This is a genomic window from Scandinavium sp., assembly GCF_036271055.1.
Lineage (GTDB): Bacteria > Pseudomonadota > Gammaproteobacteria > Enterobacterales > Enterobacteriaceae > Scandinavium.
This window is the reverse complement of sequence record NZ_DATBBJ010000028.1, coordinates 1-17,847: the sequence shown is the minus strand read 5'-3', so window position 1 is coordinate 17,847 and position 17,847 is coordinate 1. Positions and strand designations below refer to the sequence as shown.

Genomic DNA, 17,847 nt, shown 5'->3' with positions numbered 1-17,847 from the left:
GATGTGGAGAAGCGCAGTCCGGTGCAAATTATCTACGACACAGATTCGGGGATCTAAGGCCGGGTACGGCATCCGGACTGCATGGCAGAGAGAACTGGCCGGTTCTCTCTGCACGGAAGGGATAATACAAGGCCGGGTCAGGCGAAGCCGCCACCCGGCAATACTGCCTCAGGAGCAGGGATCAGTTCTTTTTCACGAATTCGGATTTCAGCTTCATCGGGCCAAAACCGTCAATTTTACAGTCGATGTTGTGATCGCCTTCAACAAGACGGATATTCTTCACTTTGGTGCCAATTTTCAGCATCGAAGAGGCACCTTTAACTTTCAGATCTTTCACTACGGTCACGCTATCGCCATCGGCCAACAGGTTGCCGTTGGCATCTTTCACGATAAGCGCATCGCTGTCCTGGGAAGGCTCCGCGTCGTTCCACTCGTGGGCGCATTCAGGGCAGATGAACATGCCGTTGTCTTCATAGGTGTATTCGGAGTTGCATTTTGGGCAATGTGGCAGAGACATAGGAACCTCGTAATAATTGAAAATGCGCCACAGACCGTGCAAACCGCCGCTGAGCGCTAAAAGTATGACTCATTATATCGCATGTCCTTACGGTTGTCGGGACTATTTGCTGCCCGCCCTGTACAGCTTGTCCTCGCTTGTACAGATTTTCATGTTTCGAAATTGCCGAGTTATGCAGTTTAGGTTATGTTGAGGATCGCATTTCTGATTATTACTCAGCGCTATCTTACCTACGCCATTTCGCCAGGAAATTTATATGCAATATATCCTGCCTAATGTCGTTTATAGCGCTAATCTGTATATCTCCTGTTTTTTTACGTACTGCGTTTTCCTTCGTGGTACGGATAATTATATAAAAAATAAAATCGGGATATAAAAAGTCTGACAAATAAAAAGTTATAAAATTTGCGTTAAGGGAATACTTTAACCATGTACACACAGACAATATTTGAATTGAGTCAGGAAGCGGAACGCTTGCTGCAACTGGCATTACGACATCTTGATACCGTCAATGGACTTCCGGGCAATATGGTGGGCGGCGCACAGAGTGAGTCTGGCGTGCCGGGGGGAGCCCATGTCCGCAATCCGGGAAGCCATTTGTTGAGCACGCAGCAGGACACGCTGAATAACGAGCTACGTAAAATTACCCGTCTGGAAATGGTGTTGGCGATTGTTGGCACAATGAAAGCGGGGAAATCCACCACCATTAATGCCATTGTCGGGACTGAGGTTTTACCTAACCGAAATCGCCCGATGACCGCGTTACCTACCCTTATTCGTCATACTCCGGGTCAGAAAGAACCCGAGCTAAATTTTATTCACGTCAAACCCATTGAACGCCTGATGCATGAATTACAGGAGCGGCTTCATCATATTGATCGGGCGAAACTGGCGCTCAAACTGGAAATGGATAAGGACATGAACGCGCTGCTCGAACGTATTGTGGGCGGTGTTTCGTTTGAAAAACATTATCTTGGCGCGCAACCTATTTTTCAGTGTCTGAAAAGTCTGAACGATCTGGTTCGTCTTTCCCGAGCAATGGATGTCGATTTTCCGTTTGCGGATTACGCGGCGATTGAGCATATCCCGGTTATTGAAGTGGAGTTTGTGCACCTTGCGGGGCTTGGGGAAAACGCAGGCCAGTTGACGCTGTTGGATACGCCGGGGCCGAATGAAGCCGGGCAACCGCATCTGCAAAAAATGCTCAACGAGCAGTTGGCGCGTGCGTCGGCGGTGCTGGCGGTGATGGATTACACCCAACTGAAATCCATTTCCGATCATGACGTGCGCCAGGCCATTGCCGCTGTCAGCAAATCGGTGCCGCTGTACGCGTTGGTGAATAAATTCGATCAGAAAGACAGAAACAGCGACGACGAAGATCAGGTGCGGGCGATGATCTCCGGCACGCTGATGAAAGGCTTCATCACGCCGGGGCGGATCTTTCCTGTGTCGTCGATGTGGGGTTATCTCGCCAATCGCGCGCGCCATGAATTAAACAGCAACGGGAAATTACCCGATCACCAGGAACAGCGCTGGGTACAGGATTTTGCCGAAGCGGCGCTGGGACGTCGCTGGCGCACCGCCGATCTGGATGATGTGACCCATATCCGTCACGCCGCCGATTTGCTGTGGGAAGATTCGCTGTTTGAAAAACCGATCAACATGCTGCTGCATGCCGCCCATGCGAATGCCTCATTGTTTGCACTGCGTTCTGCTTCGCATAAATTGCTGAACTATGCGCAAAACGTCCGCGATTTTCTTGAATTTCGCTTGCAAGGTCTGACCGTAGCTGCTGAACAGCTCCAGGACAATATCGTGCGTCTTGAAGAAGATATGGCGCATTTTGAGGTACGACAGCGGGTCGTGAGTGAAGAAATTACCCATGAAGTCGAGCAGGCGATGGACGCTTCCGAAGTCTTTATTGCCGGGCAACAGGCTGAAATTTTACAACTGATCGACAGCAGTTTTAGCGCGGAAAATTTACAACTGATGAGCGCCGCCAATGGCGCGGATTTACGCTGGTCACAACAGGACGACACGGGTGAGCTGGTGCTGGAAGATGAAGTGCAGGCGAATCGCTTGCTCAATATTATTCGTACCGATTGCGAAAGCACCGTGTTTGCCTGTCAGCAGGCAATTATCCGCGAGTTGTCGCTGCGTTTTAGCCAGCTTGAAACTTCGCTCAGCCGTTCGTTGGATGATGCGCTCAAGCCGATTGAATCCCATGTGAAAGAGGAGCTGCACCGCGCCGGGTTCCGCACGCGGATCACGCTGCCGGTGTTTCAGTCCGGCTCGCTACAGATAACCATGCCGCAGTGGTTTAACGGCACAATCGCCACAGAAGATTTACCGATGGGCTCTTTGCGCAGCGGAATGCGCGAAACGGTTAGCCGCTGGCTGAACAACCCCAACTGGGGTTGGGATGATTATGTGATGACCAAAACGCGATATGTGATTGATGTCAATGCCATTAAAGGCAGAATCATCGACAGCGTGTCGACCTTTTGTGCACAAATCCTTAAAGCTTTGGCGGCGCAAGTCGATGTCTCTGTTACGGCGGGAATGGTGACGTTCTTTGCAGAGTTTTCACAAAGCCTCAGCGGTTTGCAGAAAAATTTGCAGGAGAGTCTGACGTTACGCCAGCAGCATCAGTCCACAGTAAACGCCCTTTGCCTGCAACTCACGCAGTGCCTGGCGACGGTTCGCTGGATTGAAGAGGATGCACGCCTGTTGCGTGATGACATTCAAACCCTTTTTGCGGCTGAACAGAGATGAACACGCGATTGCTGGAGGGACCAGGCCGTTGGCTTGAATCTCTCCATGCCCGATTTATGGTGGATCTGGTGCTGGGCATTGAAAACCCACGCCAGCACACGCTTGCGCCACAACAACAGCAGTTTCGTGAACGCCTGATGAATGAAATCGTGGCGCAAACGCAGCTACGTCCGTGGTCGGTGGCGGGTTTGTTTAGCGACAATCCCGCGATGCGCCTCGGGCTTGCGGAAAAACTCGCCAGCCAGTTCGATCCTGGGCATTTAGCCCTGACGCGTATGTGTCGTTACCTGCAACTTCTCCAGACCCGAAGCCACGGTTCGCCTGAGCTTCGCCAACAGTTTGGCCTGATCAGCGAACAATTCAGCCAGCGTGCGGAGTACAAACAACGCGCCTTAACGCAGCGTGGGTTGATGGTGGAATCCGGCGCACACAGCGATGAAGTGTTTACCCGCTGGCATGCCGGGCAGTATGACGGCTGGTCGCTGGCAGGGCGCTGTTATATCGCGCTCGAGGAACTGCGCTGGGGCGCATTCGGTGATGCGTGGCGGCTGGCAAATACCGAAGTGCGCGGCTTGCTGAAAGACAGTTTACGTACGATGGCGGCACAATATCTTGCCGAAGGAATTGGCGCGGCGACGGAAACTCGCCATTTTTATCATCAGTGGTTGGCTTCGCCGACGTCAGTGGGCCTGATGGATCACAAAGAGATGTTGGCCTGGTTGGGCAGTGATTGTGATGCTGTGCGCCAGCCGGTGTGTTGGTCTGTGACGCAAACATGGCAGCCGGTTGCCCTCGGCATGCCGCGTCTCTGTTCAGCCACAAGGCTGGTTGATGCGATGATTGAAGAGTTGTTTGTTGATGAGAAGGTTGTGGCTTGAGTGATTTTGCCCGGCGGTGCTGCGCTTGCGCGGGCCCACAATGCAGACCCGCGCAAGTGATATAACGGTCATTTGTAGGCCGCGCAAGGCTTTAGCCACCGCCCGGCATGGAAAGATTAATGATTTAGGGATTCTTCAACGACCGGTTCCGGCTGTTTCGCTTCAACATGACCAAAGCGTTTGGCATACAGCGCGGTAATTATCGGGACCAGAATCGCGGTGACAATCACGCTCGCGGCCACCAGTGCCGTTGCCGAAGCGGCAACCGATTCAAAGGCCGGATTAATCTGCGCAATAATCACCGGGTTCGCGACCGCAGCACCTGCCGCTGAAGAGGCCGCCACTCCCGCCGTTCCATTTCCGCCACCAATCACGCGGTCCGCAATAATCAGTGGGATACCGGTAATGATAATCACCGCCACGCCGAGCACGATACCCAACAGGCCTGTGTCCACAATCACGCTCAGATTAATGGTGTTACCCAACGCGAAGCCGAAGAACGGGATCAGGACCGGCGTTGCTTTGCTAAAGAAGGCGCGAAGATCGTGGTCAAGGTTGCCGAGGGCAAAGCCAATCAGGAATGGCAGCACGGCACCAATGAAGTGGTGTGGTTCAAAAGAGGCGAGACCTGCAGAACCGAGGATAACCATCGTCATCAATGGGCCGGACTCCAGCGACATCAGCACGAACGCCCCTGATTCCTCTTTCGAGCCGTACTGATTCATCAGGCTGGCGTATAAGCCACCGTTGGTCATGTCCATCGCGGAAACCAGTGCCAGCACCGACAATCCGGCGAAGAAGCCGGTTTGAATGCCGCCTTCCGGGATAAAGCTCGCGGCGATCATTGCTACAACCCACGCGACGGCGATTTTTGTGAGGACCAAAGTTCCAGATTTACGCAGCACCGTGCCGGTTGCACGCAAATCAATCGAAGCCCCGATGCAGAAAAACCACACAGCCAGGATCGGCACGGTCCCGCCAATCATTCCTTTGGTGAATGAGCCAAAATAATTCCCTGTATCCGGTGCAAGCGTATTTAACACCGCGCCCAGAAGCAGGGGAACAAGCATCATTCCGCCAGGGATTCGTTCGATCGTGGCTTTGATTTTCATTTTCTATCCTCACTTCCCATTGCCGTTGACGACGGGAAGACATAAAAGAAGGGTATTCAACAAATTAGCCGAGTGTTTATCGGGTATCTGTTTGTTTATGCGAGCAAAATGAACCAGTGGTAGCTTGACGTTACTGCTGTTTTTATCAGCGGATTAATGCTCTGGGGATATAATGCGATCATTGGAATATTGATTCAATGAAAATGAAACATGGTTTTAGTTGTGTGGATCACATATTTAAAGGAAAGGTTTGTCTTGCGTTTATTATTTGATTTGCTGTGAATTAGATGTAAAGAAATGTCGTAGCAAACTACTTAGGTCGTTAATTATTATCAGGCTTGTGAATGGGTAATCCACTGGTGTGACTGAGGTTTTTCTCATGGCGGGAAAATGCGCAATCAAAAATACGGGTAATTTAAATTTGAACTTATTGACGCTTCCTGAACCAACTTAACAGTAAGCATTATTTTCCGTGAAGTTGATCACACTTATAAACACTGTTAGGGTAAGTAAGGAAATACGCATAACAACTTCCTGAATTGAAGTTTTGGTCAGATTCTTTTACAGCCAGAGCAGGCGTCAACAGGTTCGGTTGTACAGGCTATAACCAGCCAGTGTAAGTAAACCTGCTACGCTTGAAATGAGGAGCACAGCAATTCGCCGCTCCTTTACCGCACTCACACGAACCCTTGTGTTCGTATCCCTCTGTGTGCGCTCACGGCGATAGTTAACGAGGACAACATGCTTAAAAGGAAAAAAGTTAAGCCGATCACGCTGCGTGATGTCACCATCATCGACGACGGCAAGCTGCGCAAGGCGATTACCGCCGCGTCGCTGGGCAACGCGATGGAATGGTTCGACTTCGGCGTTTACGGTTTTGTGGCTTACGCGCTGGGTAAGGTGTTCTTCCCGGACGCTAACCCTAGCGTTCAGATGATTGCCGCTTTGGGGACATTTTCCGTTCCCTTCCTGATCCGCCCACTCGGCGGCCTGTTTTTCGGGATGCTCGGCGATAAGTACGGTCGCCAAAAAATACTCTCCATCACCATTGTCATCATGTCGCTCAGTACCTTCTGTATCGGCCTGATACCGTCGTATGCGCTCATTGGCATTTGGGCACCGATCCTGCTGCTGCTGTGTAAGATGGCGCAAGGCTTCTCGGTGGGCGGTGAATACACGGGTGCTTCTATCTTCGTCGCTGAATATTCCCCGGACCGTAAACGCGGATTTATGGGCAGTTGGCTCGACTTTGGTTCGATTGCGGGCTTTGTGCTCGGCGCGGGCCTGGTGGTGCTGATTTCCACCGTCGTCGGTGAAGATAACTTCCTTGAGTGGGGTTGGCGTTTACCGTTCTTCCTGGCGCTGCCACTAGGCTTGATCGGCCTGTATCTGCGTCATGCCCTGGAAGAGACGCCTGCGTTCCAGCAACACGTTGAAAAACTGGAGCAGGGCGACCGTCAGGGTCTTCAGGACGGTCCACGCGTCTCGTTTAAAGAGATTGCCACTAAACACTGGCGCGCGCTGCTGGTCTGCGTAGGGATGGTGATTTCCACCAACGTCACCTACTACATGCTGCTGACCTACATGCCGAGCTACCTGTCGCATAACCTGCATTATTCAGAAGACCACGGCGTGCTGATTATCATCGCGATCATGGTCGGTATGCTGTTTGTGCAGCCGATTATCGGTATGTTGAGCGATCGCTTCGGTCGTCGTCCGTTTATTCTGGTGGGTAGCGTCCTGCTGTTTGTGTGCTCTATTCCGGCCTTTATCCTGATTAACAGCAACGTGACTGCGCTGATATTCGCCGGGCTGCTGCTGCTGGCGGTGATCCTCAACTGCTTTATTGGTGTGATGGCCTCATCGCTGCCGGCAATGTTCCCGACGCATATCCGCTATAGCGCGTTGGCGAGTGCATTCAATATTTCAGTTCTGGTTGCCGGTCTGACGCCGACACTTGCTGCATGGCTGGTGGAATATACTCAGGATCTGATGATGCCTGCGTACTACCTGATGGTGGTAGCCGTTATCGGTTTGCTGACCGGTATCACGATGAAAGAGACCGCCAATCAGCCGCTGAAAGGGGCTACGCCTGCGGCGTCTGATATGCAGGAAGCGAAGGAAATTCTGCGAGAGCATCACGATAATATCGAGCAGAAGATTGAAGATTTGGACGCAGAGATTGAAGCTTTGCAGGAAAAACGTATTCGTCTGGTGGATCAGCATCCACGTATCAACGAATAGTTTTTACCGTCTTCTTCTGCAAGAACGCCTCTCAAATGAGAGGCGTTTTTTTATTCCTGTTTGTCAGGCCACTAATCAGGTAGTTGATATTACAGGCGTTCGATCTGGATTGACGCCACTGTATTGATGTTACCTTCTACAGCGCTCTGGTTTGACAACTGGACGACCTGAAAACCAAAGATGGTTTCGCCTTTGGTAATTTTGCCAGTATTAACATTGAACGGTTTGTTGTCTTCGTCAAAAATACCGATCCCTAAGCCTTTGGCAGCGCTGTCATCGCTGAGGCGATTTGCCAGCGTAGTACCCTCCGCATTATCGGCAACACCGACAACTTTGAAGGCCATTCGACCCTGTTCTACCAGCGCCTGGCACTCATCACCACCATTTATGGATACTTTCACTTGTACGGGGTGAGTGGCATTATCACCCTGTTTAATCAGCGCATCAGGGGTTTCAATGAGTGATATTTGGCCTTTATTGACCATAACCGCGCAAGCGAAATCAGTGGAATGTACCGTTCCGCTGATTGATAACGTTGCTGAGGCGTCATTACCTTCAGCATTTGCCTGACCAGCACAGGCAAGTAACAGGCCTGAGAGCAGTAGCGTCGAAAATTTTGTCTTTTTCAATTGGATTCTCCAATAAGTCCTTAACGAGGCGAGGTGGTTACAGGCGTTCAATCTGAACGGTCATATTGGTCTGAATATCACCCGGTGTAGGTTCCTGGCCTTTCAAGCCAACCAGCGTAAAATAGACCGGAATTGATGCATCACCTTTTACCTGAGTACCGTCTGTACTAGCTCCTGGAACGCGAACGATGCTGGAGTTAGGCGTAATCGCTTTCTCAAACATATCTGACAGAAGTACGCCTACACCCTGAGCGGCATTACTGCCGGTCGCGGTATTTGCAAGAACATTACCCATTACGTTATCCGTCGTACCGAGGAATTTTAAGCCTATATTTTTATAGCCTTCCTCCTTATCGCAGGAATCACCGCCAAAGAAAATATAGATACGGTCTTGCGCCAATAGGGAGTTGGGCGCGTGATCCTGAGGTGGCAGGCTGTGTTCATCATGGTGCAGCTGAACAACGTATTTGCTCATTAATACGGTACAACTGGCTACCTTTGCAGGTTGTAATCTTCCTTCAATAATCATGTCATATGACTGATCTCCACCAAGGACTACATCCTGCGCATATAGCGCATTGGTGAACAAGGTGCAGCCTATTGAAAAGGCAAGAAGTAACTTTTTCATGAATGGTCTCGCTTAGAAAAAGGTTATCGATAATATCTGTTTTATTTTTCAATGGTGCCATCGGGGTAATATTATGATTGTTTACTTTTTCTTTAGGTTAATATAACGAAAAGGCAACTTGCTGATCACATTAAGAATAAGTGTAGTTACAATGGTTCATAATATTATGTGTTGATGATTGCGGTGATGGCTGAAAATTAAATTCAGAAATCGGTCGTAGATATCCCCTCGCTGAGGGCGAGGGGATAATGCATTACAGACGTTCGACCTGAATAGTCAATGAGCCCTGAACCGAGCCTGCGGTTGCTTCTTGCCCATCAAGTTTGACCAGACCTAATCCTAATTTATTGACGTTATTAGCATTGACGGTCATTGTGTCACTATTGATATTAACGACATTGCCGATGACATCATACAACGCGATACCAATCCCGGAAGCAGCGCCTTCGCCGGTGCTGCTGTTTGCCAGAGAAGTCCCTAGTGCATCGTCAGCGGTTCCAATGAATTTGAATGCCAACTGACCTTTTGTGACCAGTGCGCTACAGCCGTCAATAGATAAGCTTACGCCTGACACCTGGCTATTGGTGGCACCCTGAGCCTGAAGGGTAGTGACGTCAGCATCCAGTGCAACCGAGCTCTGGCTGAGCTGAACGGCACAGTTCTGGCTTTCGGTAACGGTACCGGACACGGTCAGAACGGCAGAGACATCGTTCGGGTTTGTTTCTGCCTGGGCAGCACTTACCATGAACATTGCTGATACAGCCATTGCTAAAATTGATTTTTTCACAAAAAATATCCTTATAGAGTTTACAATAAAATAGGTGAAGGCATCTCATCTCAGAATGAAATAAGATATCTTCCCTGTTTTTCGATGCTATTGGGTTAAAGATAATTAATGCGCAATGTAATTTGTGCTTTGACTTTCCCGCTGGTAATTACCGGCCCTGATTTTGCATAGCGTACTGCTAACGGGATCGGAATGCTTAAGTGCTGCTGAGGCATAATTATCTCAACAGGACGGTGTGGCGTCATCACGCTACCGTTATAAAGCATCTCAATCCCAACGCCGGTTGCGGAATGTTCAGAAACAATATTATTAAACACCGAAGGTGTTGTTTCATTCGTCGCGCCTTCAATATCTATACTGGCCTGCCTGGTGTTTAGACACTGTAAATTCATCTCGACCGGGTAGGCATTGTTATGCACGTTGTTTTCGATGTCTTTCATGCTAATCGGCGGTAATTCTATTTGTGGCTGAGCCAGCAAAATTGAACACTGAGCCCTGGCCGCTAACACATTAAGCGACAAATTAATAATCAATGAGCGATCGCTGAATGAAATCAGCGAAGGAAGATTAACATTAATATTCCCGCCACTGATGGCTCCCGTTTTCACAACTTCCAGACGAATGTTAATCTCATCAGTATTGACTACGGTCTGAGTGTTTTCATTCAGCAGAGTATTGAACGGTAATACCCACTCCTGGCGGGCTGCACCGGGTTTGTCATAAATTACAGTGATCCTCAGCCCAACGCCTGGAATGGCCGTGCTAAAAATATTCTTCCCCGCAGGCATGGTATTCATTCTGCCGTTCAGCCAACGCTTGAGGGCGCTCAAGCATGTCGGGCTGATTTCACGATGTGTGCCTGTCCACTGCGCTAAAGAGGCCTCTTTAACGAAAAGCACGCTTCCAACCGGCGCTGTACCAGATTTAGTCGGCATCTGTACAGTCAGTGGCACCGTCAGATTCACGGGTGCAGAACGGTCATTGGGCTGGCATTCATGGGCTGAGGCAGTAAAGGCCGTTATACCTAACAGGCAGGCCATTATCATTTTGCAAGTTTGGATAATCATAAAGGCTTCCTTACCGACATTCCACGTTGAGTAATGCGACCGCAATTTTCACAGAGTCTTTCGCAGGAAGAGTAAACGGTGCCGAACAGCGCTGGGTATTTCCCCAACTGAAATTAATCACGCCAGCATCTGGCGCAGAATTAATGTAAATCTGACCCTGGTCGCCGACATACCAGCTATCGTCGTTGCCTTCAATGTGTGCCTTTGTTCCAAAGGGCAGAAAATCGGCATGATGTTTCACTGTCATCACGACCTTACGACCACTAATGGCCTTGAAGCTTGCCTGAACCACCGCATCTTTCGTTGGGATTACTTCGGTTGCAGTGCTGACAAAATCAACACCTTTGCTCGCCTGGGGATCAACGCTGAGGGCATTACGGTGATACGTCTGAAGGTCTGGAATCAGGGCGAACCCTCTCGAATCCGTTCTAATATTCTGACTGCCACTTAATGAAACGTTTTCTGCTCCAGGGATCGACACCAGTGCCTGACTTCCACTTGAGAAGCGCCCCAGCGTTATGCCTGATTTATGCGCAAGAACGTTTCCGGAGGCACTCCAGGATACATACTGGTTTTGGTCGGAATTGAAGGTCATATCGACCTGACCATTATTACCCTGATAATCAAATCCGGCTGAACCGCTTTGAGTATCCGTTTGCCCCTGTTGAGTGGCATAAGAAACCTGGGTATTCCAGTTGAGATCTTGCCTGTCTCCTACCCGGCCCGTTACCCCGACCTGATGAGAGATATCTCCTTTCAGTCCTGTGGTGCCAGTGTAGTTCAACATGGGCTGCGTGGCCGGGAAAAAGTCACTCAGAGGAACCGAGAGCGTCAATGCCAGTTGCTTATCCCATTCAGAAGCACCTTCATTGCGCGTCATGCTGCCTGAGAGTGAGTAACTAACCCTTCCCCAGGAACCGTTCCAGCCGAGCTGGAAGGAACGCGAAACGGTATTGTCTTTGTTAGCCGTACGGCTAAGCGTGGTATAGAAACTAAAGTCACTGGTGACCGGTTGATTAACGGTCAGGTTGTATTCACGGCTCACCCGAGAATCTTCAAACAGGGTTTCCGAATCTGCCCAGTCGCTTAGTGATAAATAGTTACGCCGGTAGTAGCGATTATCCAGTTGGATCTGCGTCCCGGTTTCGGGCAGCGTATTGCGGTATGTCAGGCGCAGCATATCGCCCGTATATTCGGGCGAATTACCGCGCTGAGCAGAACTCTGAGTGACATCCATCGCAATTCCGCCAGCACGCTGTAAATCCAACCCCAGCCCAATGCTCAGCGCCCTGTATTTGTTCTGGTACTGTGCGCCGCCATAGGCGGTGATGTTAAAGGGCAGACCCCAGGAAAGCGCGGCCTGAACGATCTGTGGGTCTTGCTCAATGGCATTACCGTTGGAGCGATAACGACCCATGGCCAAACTGTATTTCATCTGATGTGCGCGAAGTAATTGGGGGACGCTGGAGTAAGCGACAGTAGTATGCGTTTCTGAACCATCCGCTTCGCGGATAGTCACCTCCAACTTGCCGCCATTCGAAACGGAAGCAAGATCCTGGAGGACAAATGGGCCAGGCGGCACCGAGCGTTGATAGATAACATTGCCATTCTCTCGCACTGTCACTTGCGCATTACTTTTGGCAATACCGCGAATGAGTGGCGCGAAACCCGTCAACTGATCGGGCAACATGTCATCATCAGAACTCAGTTGAATTCCGCGAATCGATACGCTGTCAAAAACATCACCTGAGGTCGTGGTATCCCCAAGCGTCAGTTCACTTTTTAAGGACCGGATGGCGGTTTCAACATAGTTAGAAAGAGATTGCCAGCTTTCCTGATTGCTCAACGTAGAATTGTTACGATAGCGCCAGCGGCCAATATTAATTCCATTCGTTAAATTAGCAAAAATAGAGTTCTCTGAATGACCATGAAGGGTTTGCTGACCTGAAAGCTGATACATACTTAACAGCGCAGGAATCCCATCATCCCATTCCTCTTCGGTTACGCCTGCCAACTGCTCCTCTTGCAAGACGGTTTGCGGAATAGAAACATCCAATGTGAGTTTTGAAAAGTTAAACGTTGTCTTCGAACCGGGAACTTGTTCTTGCATATCCACGCAGCTATTTTTCACATCGTTGTCCTCAGCATTCGAAGCGATTTTATTGAGATCTACACCAAGTTTTTTATAAACCGAAAAAGAAAAACAGGGCGTAAGCTCTTTTTTCTTATTAAGTGCAAACCGAATATCTGCAATCAGTTTGGGTTTTTCGTTAACATTGATCTGTACCCGATATGAACCTGGTGGTTGATAACCTTCACTTAATATAGTGGTGTCGCCGATGGCTGCGTTTCCATTTACAGCCTGCAGCAGTCCTGGATCAAAATACTCACCAGCAAGGACTGATTGAGAAAAAAGAACTGATAACGCTAAACACGCCTTTCCTTTACCACTCATAACATCCTGTTATTTAATTAAGAGCCTGTGAAAACGTTTTGGACGTTACACCGAAATCATTCACGCTTTCCCATTCGACATTTGAACCATGGGCAGGAGCATGTTTAAGTTGATATGTTTTATTGGAAAAAGGCGAAATAACCGTATTGTTGTCAACGACTGAGACCGGGATTTCTTCTTTATCAATGCTAATTTTGCTGAGCACGAGATTAAAGGGTGAGTCGTTTTTAACATTGACACTTTTCCCTGTGACACTCCAGTTCAGTTTTTTTGCCGCTTCACCAGGATCACCTTTTACACCTTCAGGACGGAAGAAGAATTTAATACGATTATTCACCGCCAGCACCATTCGGTTTTCCACTTTTGATTCTTCATCGCTGAGTCCGGGAACACCTTTTACATCTAACCACAAAAGAGTTTCACGATCGGCGGGCAGTCCGTTTCCCAGATACACAATACGAATCACGTTGTCGCTTTTTGCACCAAGCCGGAAAAGAGGTGGCGTGACGACGAAGGGCATTTTCTTGATAACCGTGCTATCACCGCTATCGAGCCAGGATTGAATAAGATAAGCACGATCTTCGTTACTGTGAACGGTTACTGTTGCATCACCCTCTTTTTCCTTATATACCAGACGGTCTGCGTTTAATGTTAATGATGAATTGGCAAGACTTGAAAACAGAGCCAGACTTAGCAATACCGCAGCATGATATTTCTTCATAAATATATTCCAGTTACTAACCCATTACTCTATCGGTGGGGTAATGGGTTATAAAACGTTTAGATGCGATCCACTTCGATGGTAATACTTGATGTGACGGAGCCGGGTGTTGGAGCACTATCGTTCAATTTAACCATGCCGACTGAGAAAACATATTGGCTATCGAATGCGGGAACTTCACTAAAGTTAGGCGTGAGCGTGTAACCACCCGGGCCATATACAGCGACACCGATTCCAGTTGCAGCATCGGACCCTACGGAGCTATTAGTAAAACTTGCGCCATTGCTGTCAGCATCACCGATAAATTTCAGTGCAATAGTTGTACCGCTTTTGTTGGTACAATTATCTCCAGAAAGAGTGACAACGTTGGTATATCCAGAAATTGATTCGCTATAATGTCCTTCGTTAGGAAGGTCGGTAAGTTTATGAGTACCAAGATCCATGATGCCTGGGCGTCGAAGTGAAACGGTGCAGCCACCGTTTGCATTATTGACAGTGCCCGTGATATTCAATGTGGCTGGGATATCTTCAGCTAAAGCCCATGTTGAACCTGTAAAATTAAGACAACCTATCACTAACATAAAAGCTATTTTTTTCATGTGATAATTCCCTGTGAAAAAGAAGAGCATGCCGTTCTTCTTAATAAATTAAGAACGAAAGAACCAATAGAAGTAAAATATATAATGCACTGCTATTGATTTAAGAGAGTATATGAAGGTGAGTTGGTGAAGTCAAAAATGAAAAGGTGTAATTATGTGCATTGTATTTTGGTTTGTTTTTGGCATTGTAATAATGTTTGCTAAATAATTTAGCAATGAGTGCGTAATTGTGGTTTTCTTGACTGAATGTGCTGTTTTTAGATGCTTAGAGAAAACTGAGTATGACTGAATGTGTCTGGTCTTTTTTCAGAACATTAGACATTATTGAGGGCGGAGGAAATAGAGTGAAAAATTTTCGGTGCAGCCGACGGCAGTATATCTGTATGCATGACCATAAAATCAAGCTGATAAACATAATGCCATTGGGCTGCAACTGCTAGCACCCGGCGGCGATGTAATCCCCGTTGGCACTGATCGGGATGACGGTCAGGAACAGTATCACCGCGAAAAGCACAATCAGTGCCCCACCGAGGATTTTCACCGCAGGCACCAGCCAGCGAATATGTGTCGAATCTTCACCAAACCACGCCACCGTGCGTTCACGCGCGTAACGAACCGCCAGAGATAACCCAAGAATCGACAGCGCAGTACCGAGTGCCATGACCATTACGGCAGCAATTCCCCACGTGACAATGCCAAGCGCGTTAGAAAACAGCAAAATCATAATGGCCCCGCTGCATGGGCGTGCGCCGATGGCTATCACAATACCCGCCCGGGTTTTCCAGTCGGCATGTGCGACATCCACACCCACGCCATGATGCCCGCAGCCACAGTCATCGGCGTGATTGTGCAGAGGTATAGCGCTGCGAATACGTAATCTTTTAGGTCGCAGGCTTTTGAGCGTTTGCCAGATCACGTACGTGCCAAAGCTGCCGATCAATACAGCGCTGATTTTCTCGATGTACCAGCGGCTTTCACTCAAATCACCTGACGCCAGATTCATCCCCACCGCGAGGATAAACACGAACAGGATCGCGCTGACGCCCTGCATCAGGCTGCCGATAAAAGGTACCACCCGTGAGGCTAACTGGCTCTCCTGATGGGTGCTGAGATAGGTTGTGACAATAAATTTGCCATGCCCCGGACCGATGGCGTGTAGCACGCCGTAAATAAACGCCCCGGCCAATAACCAGACACCGCCGCTGTATTGATGATTGTTGAGCTGCAGCAGATACATCACCAGATAGCGATGTAGCGTAATTTGTGTCGCCAGGCACCATTGAATAAAGACGGGCCAGTGGGCGTGGAGCTGCAAGGCAAAGGCCAGCATGACCACCGCCAGACCAACGGCGGCGGGTATGCGCCAGTCGCGCTTAAGTACAGATGTCGTCATGAGGGGAAAATGCCTTCAAAGAACGGATGAACACATTATAAGAGCGGGTGGCGGGGAAGGGTATGTAAAAGGGCCAGCCCGCAGGCTGGCTTTGTGTCAAATGTTGTCTGCTGTATTGCGCTGACGTTCAGTTGAGAAAGCGTTGCAGGCGCTGAAGCAACAGGCGATTTTCCTGCTTTAACCGTTCGTTCTCATCAAGAAGCGTCAGCGTGACGGCAATACCCGGCCAGTCCAGCGCCAGTTCATGACGTAAGCGCAATGCACGATGAATAACGGTGACAGCGCGATCATCAAACAACCAATGTTCGTCCGGGCTGGTATTGGGCTCTATCACGCCGAGCCCGACGATTTCATCCAGTTCTTCTTCGGATACGCCAGTGTGCAGACAAAATTCGGTAACGGTGAACGTAATGGTGACATTAGCCATGATGTTTCCCCCACTGTTGGCGCGGGTCGAAGGCAGGTTGAGCGTCGGCAAGTTGCTGCCACAGCACAGTCGTTTTCTCGTCGGCTTTCGGCGGCATCACGATTTTGATAACCGCAAATAGATCGCCGATATGCTGTTTGTTGACCAGGCCTTTGCCTTTTATTCGCAGGCGTTGTCCGGCCTGACTGCCCGCAGGAATGGTTAACAGAATCGGCTCTTTCAAGGTCGGTATCGTGACTTTGGTGCCGAGGGCGGCTTCCCACGGTGCGAGCGGCAACACGATTTCCAGATTATGCCCGACGACATCAAACAACGGATGCGGTGCGATGCGGATAACCAGCCATAAATCCCCCGCTGGTCCACCGTGACTGCCCGGCGTGCCCTGGCCTTTCAGGCGGATACGCTGCCCGTCACCGACGCCTGCCGGAATTTTAACGTTGAGAGATTTGGGGATTTCCTGCTCAAGCATGCCAAAGGCATTGTAAATCGGCAGTTTATAGCTGATGGGGCGGGTATGCGCTTCGAGCGTTTCTTCGAGAAAAACAGCGACTTCGATTTCCACATCCTGTCCGCGAGCGGCTTGCCGCTGCTGAGATTGTTGGGCGCGTTGGCCGAAAACAGACGAAAAGATATCGTCGAACTCTTGCTGGCTGTAGGTCTGTGATTGTTCAGTTTGCGCCTGTTGGCGGAATGGTGGGTCGTTGCGATGCTGCCAGAGCGTGTCATATTCGGCGCGACGCTGTTCGTCGCTCAACACTTCCCACGCCTGCGCTATCTCTTTAAAGCGGGCTTCGGCGTCGGACTCTTTACTGACATCAGGGTGATACTTGCGGGCGAGGCGGCGGTAGGCGGTCTTAATGGTCTTGAGATCGTCCGTCGGCTTCACGCCCATAATGGCGTAATAATCCTTTAATTCCATGGCATTATCTCTTGTGAATCACACGAACAGAACAGATTTCCCTAAAAACTTACCTCTGTAAGTGTAGGGCAATCTCGGTGATTCGTCGGAGAAAATGCAACGGAAACGGCGCGTTGGGTTAGTACCTTCTGGCAGCCTTCGCTTCGCCGAAGTCATCGTTCAGGCTGAACTGATAATCACACAGTTCTGCGCGGCGTTTATCTGCGGCTTTCTGGAATGCGGCCTGAGATTCAGGTTCGATACTGTCTTCAATACGGGCAATGAGTTTTTCCAGCATTTGCTCTTCATTCACATTGCGCAGTCGCTTCAAATAGTTTTCAACGGTCATATTGCTGCCTTGCCGGTATCCGGCGTTTGGTTAATCGACGCGTACAGCGAACAGAGTACACTGTTTAGCCGATCATTGTTTGTGCAATTAAGGTTTTTGTGGATTTTGACGGATTTTTTCGGACATTTCAGTCGTGATCGCGGTGTGTTTGCGGAGATGGGGATTTTCAGCACATCCAATAAAAAGCGCCTGGATAAGAGGTTCCAGGCGCGAAAAATGAGCTAAGGGGGTAAAGATTAACCCAGCAGGGACATGACCATGCCAGACATGCTGTTGGACTGCTTCAGCATGGACATAGAAGTCTGTGCCAGCATCTGGTTACGGCTCATGCTTGACGCTTCGGTTGCGAAGTCAGCATCGGTGATGTT

At 49.5% G+C, this 17,847-nt stretch carries 17 protein-coding genes; 3 read left to right on the top strand and 14 right to left on the bottom strand.

What is annotated here, in order from left to right:
* Positions 1–181 precede the first annotated feature (181 nt).
* Positions 182–517 carry a zinc ribbon domain-containing protein YjdM gene (locus VH187_RS04340; protein WP_095280439.1) on the bottom strand — a complete coding sequence of 112 codons (336 nt, stop codon included), beginning with the start codon at positions 515–517 and terminating at the stop codon, positions 182–184.
* A gap of 429 nt (positions 518–946) precedes the next feature.
* On the opposite strand from VH187_RS04340, the gene crfC reads away from it, so the two are divergent.
* Together crfC and VH187_RS04330 are read left to right on the top strand one after the other, a co-directional pair.
* The gene (gene crfC / locus VH187_RS04335) at positions 947–3,292 is read left to right on the top strand and encodes a clamp-binding protein CrfC (protein ID WP_329700259.1); all 2,346 of its coding nucleotides are present in this window, start codon (positions 947–949) and stop codon (positions 3,290–3,292) included.
* A complete protein-coding gene (locus VH187_RS04330) occupies positions 3,289–4,170 on the top strand; it encodes a diguanylate cyclase regulator RdcB family protein (RefSeq protein WP_329700258.1) in 882 nt (293 codons plus the stop codon). Before crfC ends, VH187_RS04330 begins: the two co-directional genes overlap by 4 nt.
* Before the next feature lie 116 nt (positions 4,171–4,286).
* Here the strand turns inward: VH187_RS04330 and kdgT are convergent, their stop codons facing one another.
* Entirely contained in the window at positions 4,287–5,282 is a 996-nt protein-coding gene (gene kdgT, locus VH187_RS04325) for a 2-keto-3-deoxygluconate transporter (protein WP_329700257.1), read from the bottom strand.
* 741 nt (positions 5,283–6,023) lie between these two features.
* On the opposite strand from kdgT, the gene proP reads away from it, so the two are divergent.
* Positions 6,024–7,526, top strand: coding sequence for a glycine betaine/L-proline transporter ProP (gene proP / locus VH187_RS04320; protein ID WP_329700256.1), 1,503 nt, complete (start codon positions 6,024–6,026; stop codon positions 7,524–7,526).
* 89 nt (positions 7,527–7,615) lie between these two features.
* On the opposite strand, the gene VH187_RS04315 is transcribed toward proP, so the two are convergent.
* From VH187_RS04315 to VH187_RS04260, 12 genes are all read right to left on the bottom strand, one after another.
* Positions 7,616–8,155: a fimbrial protein gene (locus tag VH187_RS04315; protein WP_329700255.1), complete on the bottom strand. Its 540-nt coding sequence runs from the start codon at positions 8,153–8,155 to the stop codon at positions 7,616–7,618.
* Positions 8,156–8,192: 37 nt separating this feature from the next.
* On the bottom strand, positions 8,193–8,783 hold the full coding sequence (locus VH187_RS04310) for a fimbrial protein (protein ID WP_329700254.1): 591 nt from the start codon (positions 8,781–8,783) through the stop codon (positions 8,193–8,195).
* 253 nt (positions 8,784–9,036) lie between these two features.
* Positions 9,037–9,570, bottom strand: a complete 534-nt coding sequence (locus VH187_RS04305) for a fimbrial protein (protein ID WP_329700253.1) — start codon at positions 9,568–9,570, stop codon at positions 9,037–9,039.
* 95 nt (positions 9,571–9,665) lie between these two features.
* Positions 9,666–10,637, bottom strand: a complete 972-nt coding sequence (locus tag VH187_RS04300; protein WP_329700252.1) for a fimbrial protein — start codon at positions 10,635–10,637, stop codon at positions 9,666–9,668.
* A 10-nt stretch (positions 10,638–10,647) separates the two neighbouring features.
* Entirely contained in the window at positions 10,648–13,092 is a 2,445-nt protein-coding gene (locus VH187_RS04295) for a fimbria/pilus outer membrane usher protein (protein ID WP_329700251.1), read from the bottom strand.
* A 13-nt stretch (positions 13,093–13,105) separates the two neighbouring features.
* The gene (locus tag VH187_RS04290; RefSeq protein WP_329700250.1) at positions 13,106–13,813 is read right to left on the bottom strand and encodes a fimbrial biogenesis chaperone; all 708 of its coding nucleotides are present in this window, start codon (positions 13,811–13,813) and stop codon (positions 13,106–13,108) included.
* Between the two features lie 59 nt (positions 13,814–13,872).
* Positions 13,873–14,412, bottom strand: a complete 540-nt coding sequence (locus VH187_RS04285; protein WP_329700249.1) for a fimbrial protein — start codon at positions 14,410–14,412, stop codon at positions 13,873–13,875.
* A gap of 436 nt (positions 14,413–14,848) precedes the next feature.
* Positions 14,849–15,805, bottom strand: coding sequence for a nickel/cobalt transporter (locus VH187_RS04280; RefSeq protein WP_329700248.1), 957 nt, complete (start codon positions 15,803–15,805; stop codon positions 14,849–14,851).
* A 127-nt stretch (positions 15,806–15,932) separates the two neighbouring features.
* Positions 15,933–16,232, bottom strand: a complete 300-nt coding sequence (gene cbpM / locus VH187_RS04275; RefSeq protein ID WP_329700247.1) for a chaperone modulator CbpM — start codon at positions 16,230–16,232, stop codon at positions 15,933–15,935.
* Positions 16,225–17,151 carry a curved DNA-binding protein gene (gene cbpA / locus VH187_RS04270; RefSeq protein ID WP_329700246.1) on the bottom strand — a complete coding sequence of 309 codons (927 nt, stop codon included), beginning with the start codon at positions 17,149–17,151 and terminating at the stop codon, positions 16,225–16,227. Before cbpA ends, cbpM begins: the two co-directional genes overlap by 8 nt.
* A gap of 118 nt (positions 17,152–17,269) precedes the next feature.
* Entirely contained in the window at positions 17,270–17,479 is a 210-nt protein-coding gene (locus VH187_RS04265) for an HHA domain-containing protein (RefSeq protein WP_329700245.1), read from the bottom strand.
* Positions 17,480–17,715: 236 nt separating this feature from the next.
* Positions 17,716–17,847, bottom strand: a 132-nt coding sequence (locus VH187_RS04260; protein ID WP_329699709.1) for a flagellin, incomplete at its 5' end; no start/stop codon positions are given.

Bases quoted from the DNA above. Each gene is read 5' to 3' on its own strand.
- cbpA (WP_329700246.1), bottom strand. From the start codon at position 17,151: ATGGAATTAAAGGATTATTACGCCATTATGGGCGTGAAGCCGACGGAC.
- crfC (WP_329700259.1), top strand. From the start codon at position 947: ATGTACACACAGACAATATTTGAATTGAGTCAGGAAGCGGAACGCTTG.
- proP (WP_329700256.1), top strand. From the start codon at position 6,024: ATGCTTAAAAGGAAAAAAGTTAAGCCGATCACGCTGCGTGATGTCACC.
- VH187_RS04265 (WP_329700245.1), bottom strand. From the start codon at position 17,479: ATGACCGTTGAAAACTATTTGAAGCGACTGCGCAATGTGAATGAAGAG.
- VH187_RS04310 (WP_329700254.1), bottom strand. From the start codon at position 8,783: ATGAAAAAGTTACTTCTTGCCTTTTCAATAGGCTGCACCTTGTTCACC.
- VH187_RS04295 (WP_329700251.1), bottom strand. From the start codon at position 13,092: ATGAGTGGTAAAGGAAAGGCGTGTTTAGCGTTATCAGTTCTTTTTTCT.
- VH187_RS04300 (WP_329700252.1), bottom strand. From the start codon at position 10,637: ATGATTATCCAAACTTGCAAAATGATAATGGCCTGCCTGTTAGGTATA.
- VH187_RS04280 (WP_329700248.1), bottom strand. From the start codon at position 15,805: ATGACGACATCTGTACTTAAGCGCGACTGGCGCATACCCGCCGCCGTT.
- kdgT (WP_329700257.1), bottom strand. From the start codon at position 5,282: ATGAAAATCAAAGCCACGATCGAACGAATCCCTGGCGGAATGATGCTT.
- VH187_RS04340 (WP_095280439.1), bottom strand. From the start codon at position 517: ATGTCTCTGCCACATTGCCCAAAATGCAACTCCGAATACACCTATGAA.
- VH187_RS04285 (WP_329700249.1), bottom strand. From the start codon at position 14,412: ATGAAAAAAATAGCTTTTATGTTAGTGATAGGTTGTCTTAATTTTACA.
- cbpM (WP_329700247.1), bottom strand. From the start codon at position 16,232: ATGGCTAATGTCACCATTACGTTCACCGTTACCGAATTTTGTCTGCAC.
- VH187_RS04330 (WP_329700258.1), top strand. From the start codon at position 3,289: ATGAACACGCGATTGCTGGAGGGACCAGGCCGTTGGCTTGAATCTCTC.
- VH187_RS04290 (WP_329700250.1), bottom strand. From the start codon at position 13,813: ATGAAGAAATATCATGCTGCGGTATTGCTAAGTCTGGCTCTGTTTTCA.